This window comes from Dokdonella sp. (assembly GCF_049593775.1).
GTDB lineage: Bacteria > Pseudomonadota > Gammaproteobacteria > Xanthomonadales > Rhodanobacteraceae > Dokdonella.
Window position 1 is genome coordinate 1 of the sequence record NZ_JBAWHJ010000056.1, and the last position, 5,564, is coordinate 5,564.

The window sequence follows — 5,564 nt, forward strand, 5'->3', positions numbered from 1 at the left end:
TTCCAGATCAGCATTTCGACAAGCCCGGAAAGTCGCCATTCATGGACATGGACCTGGTGCCGAAATATGCGGATACCGACTCCTCCGCGTCGATCAGGGTTTCGGCAGCCACGGCACAGAACCTTGGCGTTCGAATCGCGGTGGTCGAAGTCGGCACGCTTGCCGCGACGTTGAGCGTGCCAGGCAACATTGGATGGAACCTGCGCGAATCGAGGGAGGTCAGCGCACGTGTCGATGGGATCGTGGAAAAGCTGGCCGTTCGCTCTCCTTTCGAAGAGGTGCGCGCCGGGCAGCCACTGGCCGAATTCATTTCGCCGGCCTGGAGCACGGCGGCACAGGAGTATCTCGCGCTGGAGGGAATGGATTCCGAAGAGGCGCAGGCACTGCGCCCTGCGGCGCGCCAACGCCTTCGTGCAATGGGCATGGATGATGCGCAGATCCGCAACTTGAGCAGCGTGGCCAGTGGTGTGGTGCTGCGTTCGCCGATTGACGGCGTGGTGTCGGCCCTGATGGTCCGCGAAGGCCAGCGTGTCCAGGCCGGCACATCCCTGATGACGATCAATGGCCTCGACACGGTCTGGGCCGAAGCTGCCATTCCCCAGGCACAGGTGGGCAACATCCGTCCCGGCATGTCGGTGAACGCGCGCGCCAGTGCGTTTCCGGGCGAGGTTTTTTCCGGAGCCGTCGAAGCCCTGATTGCAGATGTGGATGCGACCACACGTACCCAGGGCGCGCGCATCGTGCTCGAAAATCCTGCCCGCAAACTCGTGCCCGGACTGTTTGTCGATTTGCAGTTCGATACTGTTTCACGTGGTGAACATCCACTGGTGCCCGACGCCGCACTGATAGCAACCGGCGTCGATACGCGGGTAATCCTGAGTCCGGGTGATGGCCGCTTCGTTCCGGTACGAGTGGTCGCCGGTCACTCTTCGGGTGGCAGGACGGAGATCCTTGAAGGCCTGATCGGGGGCGAGAGGGTTGTCGTTTCGGGCCAGTTCCTGCTCGATTCCGAGGCAAGCCTGTCGGGAGCCCTGGATCGCCTTTCCGCTGAAGACGCAGCGGCATCCGGGAACCTGGGTCCGGGCAAGAGGCCGGAGGCCAGCGACAGTGACATGCAGGGGCATGACATGCAGGGTCACGACATGCAGGGTCACGACATGCAGGGGCATGACATGCAGGGGCATGACATGCAGGGTCACGACATGTCTGGGCACGACATGCACAAGCCTGCCGACACGGGTTCGCAGCGATGATCCTGGGTCTGATCCACTGGTCGATCGCAAACCGTTTCCTTGTCCTCGTAGGCGCGATAGTGCTTGCCGTGGCCGGGACGATCGCAGTTCAGCGCACGCCGCTGGACGCATTGCCCGACCTCTCGGATACCCAGGTCATCCTGCGCACGAGCTGGCCCGGGCAGTCACCGCAGATCGTCGAGGATCAGGTCACCTATCCGCTGGCAACGACGATGATGTCGGTTCCTGATGCGACGACTGTGCGCGGGTTTTCCTACTTCGGTGATTCCTACGTATACGTGCTCTTCGAGGACGGAACCGATCCCTACTGGGCGCGATCGCGTGTGCTCGAATACCTGAGCCAGGTGCGTGATCGATTGCCGGAAGGTGTTTCTCCGGCCCTCGGACCTGATGCCACCGGGGTTGGCTGGATCTATGAATACGCGCTGGTGGATCGCAGTGGCAGGCATGATCTTGGCGAGTTGCGCGCGTTGCAGGACTGGTTCCTTCGCTACCAGTTGAAGACAGTCCCGGATGTTGCCGAGGTCGCCAGTATCGGAGGCATGGTCTCGGCATGGCAGGTCGTCCTTGACCCCCAGGCGCTTGCGGCCCGTGGCTTGACGGTGGCCGCAGTCGAGAGTGCGATTCGCGCAGCCAACGGCGCGAGTGGCGGTTCGGTGATCGAGCAGGGCGAAGCCGAGTTGATGGTGCGCAGCGTGGGCTACCTCAACAGCGCCGAAGACTTTGAAGGTGTCCCCTTGACCACGAGTGGAGTGGGTGTGCCGGTCTTGCTGGGTGATGTTGCCCGGGTCCATCGTGGGCCGACTCTCAGGCGTGGCATCGCCGAACTGGACGGCGAAGGCGAGGTGGCCGGTGGCATCGTCGTGTTGCGCTCGGGCAAGAACGCGCTGACCGCGATTGCGGCAGTCAAGTCACGCCTTGACGAGCTCAAGGCCAGCTTGCCCGAGGGTGTCGAAGTCGTGACCACCTATGATCGCTCGCAGCTGATCATCGAGGCGGTCGACAACCTGACCTGGAAGCTGATCGAGGAGTTCCTCGTTGTCGCTCTGGTTTGCGTGCTGTTCCTCTGGCATCTGCGATCCTCGCTGGTGGCGGTGATCACTTTGCCGCTCGGCATCCTCGCTGCCTTCATCGTGATGCGTTACCAGGGCATCAGCGCCAACCTGATGTCGCTGGGCGGTATCGCCATCGCGATTGGCGCAATGGTCGATGCTTCCGTGGTCATGATCGAGAACATGCACAAGCACCTCGAGCGCTGGAACGAGGCGAATCCAGGGCGGTCGATCGAGGGCGAGGAACGCTGGGCGCTGGTAGCCAAGGCGGTCGGCGAAGTCGGTCCGGCACTCTTCCTGTGCCTGCTCGTCATCACCTTGTCATTTCTTCCTGTGTTTGCGCTGGGAGCGCAGGAAGGGCGGTTGTTCAAGCCGCTGGCATTCACCAAGACCTGGGCCATGGCAGCCTCTGCCGGGCTGTCGGTCACCCTGATACCGGTACTGATCGGTTACCTGGTTCGCGGACGAATTCGATCCGAGCACGAGAATCCGCTGAATCGGTTCACCGCTTGGCTGTATCGACCATTGCTGCAGTGGGTGCTGCGTGCACCGCGCTCGGTCATTCTGGTTGCCGGTATCGTGCTGCTGTCTGCAATCCTGCCGTGGAACCGGCTCGGCAGCGAATTCATGCCGATGATGGATGAAGGCTCATTGCTGTACATGCCCAGTGCCTTGCCGGGAATTTCCGCCGGAAAGGCATCGCAGTTGCTGCAGCAGACCGATCGCATGCTGAAGACTGTTCCGGAGGTCGAGCATGTGTTCGGAAAGGTCGGGCGCGCGGATACGGCGACCGATCCCGCACCGCTGACCATGTTCGAAACCACGATCACGTTCAAGCCGCGCGATCAGTGGCGCGAAGGCATGACAATGGACACGCTGAAGGCGGAGCTGGATGCCGCGGTCAGGGTTCCTGGCCTGACCAATCTGTTCGTCTATCCGATTCGCAATCGAATCGACATGCTCTCGACCGGCATCAAGAGTCCGATCGGCATCAAGGTGCTGGGCCCCGATACCCGGGTACTCGAGGAGCTCGCCGAACGCGTGGAATCGATCGTGCGCGGAGTGGAGGGCGTGACGTCGGCGGTGGCCGAACGTGCAGCCGGCGGACGCTATGTCGACGTCACCATTCGCCGAGAGGAAGCCGCACGCTACGGCCTGACCCAGGCACGCCTGCAGTCGCTGATTGCGACCATCGTGGGTGGCGCTCCGATCGGCCAGACCATCGATGGTCTCGAGCGCTATCCGATCGTGCTTCGCTATCCGCGTACGCAGAGGGATTCCCTCTCCGCGCTGCGCGCGTTGCCGATCGTGGCTGACAACGGCAGCCAGTTGACGCTTGGCCAGGTTGCCGTGGTCACGCTCGCTGCCGGTCCACCGATGCTGAAGAGCGAGAACGGACAACTCGCGACCTATATCTATGTCGATACGAGCAGCCGTGATTTGCCTGGCGTCGTCGAATCCCTGCAGTCGGCAATCCGGACAGGGATGGATCTGCCCAACGGCTACACACTGGACTGGTCCGGTCAGTACGAATATCTGCAACATGCCGTCGAACGCCTTCGTCTGGTCATTCCCGCAACCCTGGTCATCGTGTTCCTGCTCATTCACCTGATCTTCCGTCGCGTCGGCGATGCGGCGATCATCATGCTGAGCCTGCCTCTGGCGCTGGTGGGTGGGATCTGGCTGGTCTGGCTGCTCGGACATTCGATGTCGGTTGCAAGCATGATCGGGTTCATTGCGCTGGCAGGGGTGGCGGCCGAATTTGGCGTGATCATGATGCTGAGCCTGCGCCAGGCCTGGCTGCACCAGTGCGAACTGGATCCGGCTGCCGGCGAGCAGGCGCTGGATGTCGCGATCAGGGAAGCCTCGCTGCTGCGCGTGCGGCCGAAGGTGATGACGGTGGCCGTGATCCTCGCTGGGCTCATGCCCATTCTGCTCGGATCGGGTGCCGGGTCGGAAGTCATGCAGCGCATTGCCGCACCGATGGTGGGCGGCATGCTCACAGCGCCGATCCTGTCGATGCTGGTGATCCCGGCGGCATTTCGATTGTCACGACGACGCGAGCTTGGACGACAGCGACTGGCGACGGAGGGAGATCGTCGCAGAGGGCTGTGACCACCGGCCCGGGGACCGGTGGTCACAGCCTGGATTGCGCAGAACAGGGGGGATGCGTATGGCGCATTGCCCTTCAGTTCAGGGGGCCGATGACGGCATCCTGCCGATCGCATCGAAATCGTTTAGTCTAGGTAGTTCGAAACGCGGAGCCCTGAAATGAATACACCGTCCCACCTGACTGCAAACTTTGTTACATCGCGCGGTCCGATCCGGGTCAACCTGTTCGCCGACAAGACCCCGATTACGGTGGCGAACTTTGTCAACCTGGTACAGCGCGGCTACTACAACGGACTGACTTTTCATCGCGTCATTCCTGATTTCATGGTCCAGGGCGGCTGTCCGAGTGGCAGCGGTACTGGTGGTCCGGGCTACCGGTTCGAGGACGAAATCGTTCCGACCCTCAAGCATAATTCCGGTGGCGTGCTTTCGATGGCGAATGCCGGCCCGGGAACCAACGGCAGCCAGTTCTTCATCACCCACGTGGCGACTCCGTGGCTGGATGGCAAGCACACGGTATTCGGCATGGTTGATGGGCCGGAAGACCAGAAGGTGGTCGATGCGATTCGAGGTGGCGATACCATCGAATCAATCACCATTGATGGCGATACCAGCGCCGTATTCGAGAAGGCCAAGCCACAGCTCGAAGCGTGGAACGCCGTGCTCGACGCAAACAAGTAGACTGTTCACCCCCGCAATCGCGGGGCGTCAGGGCGGTGCATCGTTATTCGGTGCCCACCTGTTGAACGGGCAAAAAAAACGCCGGTTTCCCGGCGTTTTTTTTCATGCTGCGGTGCTTATTTCTTGCGCGTGGCGATTCCGTAGATCACCAAAAGGATGATCGCGCCGATCACCGAGCCAATGAATCCGGCCGTCTGGCCTGGTTGGTACCAGCCCAGGGTCTTGCCGATGAACGTGGCAATGAAGGAGCCGGCAATACCCAGCAGTATCGTGATGATGAACCCACCTGGATCCTTGCCGGGCTTGAGGAACTTCGCCACGATACCGACCAGAAAGCCGATGATGATGGTCATCAGGATGCCATTGGTGCTGCCAAATATTTCCATACCGGTTGTCCTCGAATGTTGGTGAGCGCCGATACTCTACCGTCGAGTGCGTCGTCGTGCCGCAGTCTTGCTCCATTTTC

Annotated in this window: 4 protein-coding genes; 3 read left to right on the forward strand and 1 reads right to left on the reverse strand. The window is 61.4% G+C overall.

Annotation, left to right across the window (positions count from 1 at the left end; translation table 11 throughout):
* The 3 genes from WBP53_RS02055 to WBP53_RS02065 form a co-directional block, all read left to right on the forward strand.
* Nucleotides 1-1,253: efflux RND transporter periplasmic adaptor subunit (locus tag WBP53_RS02055; protein ID WP_423925434.1), on the forward strand; the 1,253-nt coding region annotated here is incomplete at its 5' end.
* The gene (locus WBP53_RS02060; RefSeq protein ID WP_423925436.1) at nt 1,250-4,420 is read left to right on the forward strand and encodes an efflux RND transporter permease subunit; all 3,171 of its coding nucleotides are present in this window, start codon (nt 1,250-1,252) and stop codon (nt 4,418-4,420) included. The genes WBP53_RS02055 and WBP53_RS02060, both read left to right, overlap by 4 nt.
* Nucleotides 4,421-4,576: 156 nt before the next feature.
* Nucleotides 4,577-5,098: a peptidylprolyl isomerase gene (locus WBP53_RS02065; RefSeq protein WP_423925438.1), complete on the forward strand. Its 522-nt coding sequence runs from the start codon at nt 4,577-4,579 to the stop codon at nt 5,096-5,098.
* Nucleotides 5,099-5,214: 116 nt separating this feature from the next.
* Here WBP53_RS02065 and WBP53_RS02070 read toward each other — a convergent pair whose 3' ends face one another.
* On the reverse strand, nt 5,215-5,484 hold the full coding sequence (locus tag WBP53_RS02070) for a GlsB/YeaQ/YmgE family stress response membrane protein (RefSeq protein WP_423925440.1): 270 nt from the start codon (nt 5,482-5,484) through the stop codon (nt 5,215-5,217).
* Between the last annotated feature and the right edge of the window lie 80 nt (nt 5,485-5,564).

What these genes read in the sequence shown, in the direction of transcription:
- WBP53_RS02060 (WP_423925436.1), top strand. Translation starts at nt 1,250, where the DNA reads ATGATCCTGGGTCTGATCCACTGGTCGATCGCAAACCGTTTCCTTGTC.
- WBP53_RS02065 (WP_423925438.1), top strand. Translation starts at nt 4,577, where the DNA reads ATGAATACACCGTCCCACCTGACTGCAAACTTTGTTACATCGCGCGGT.
- WBP53_RS02070 (WP_423925440.1), bottom strand. Translation starts at nt 5,484, where the DNA reads ATGGAAATATTTGGCAGCACCAATGGCATCCTGATGACCATCATCATC.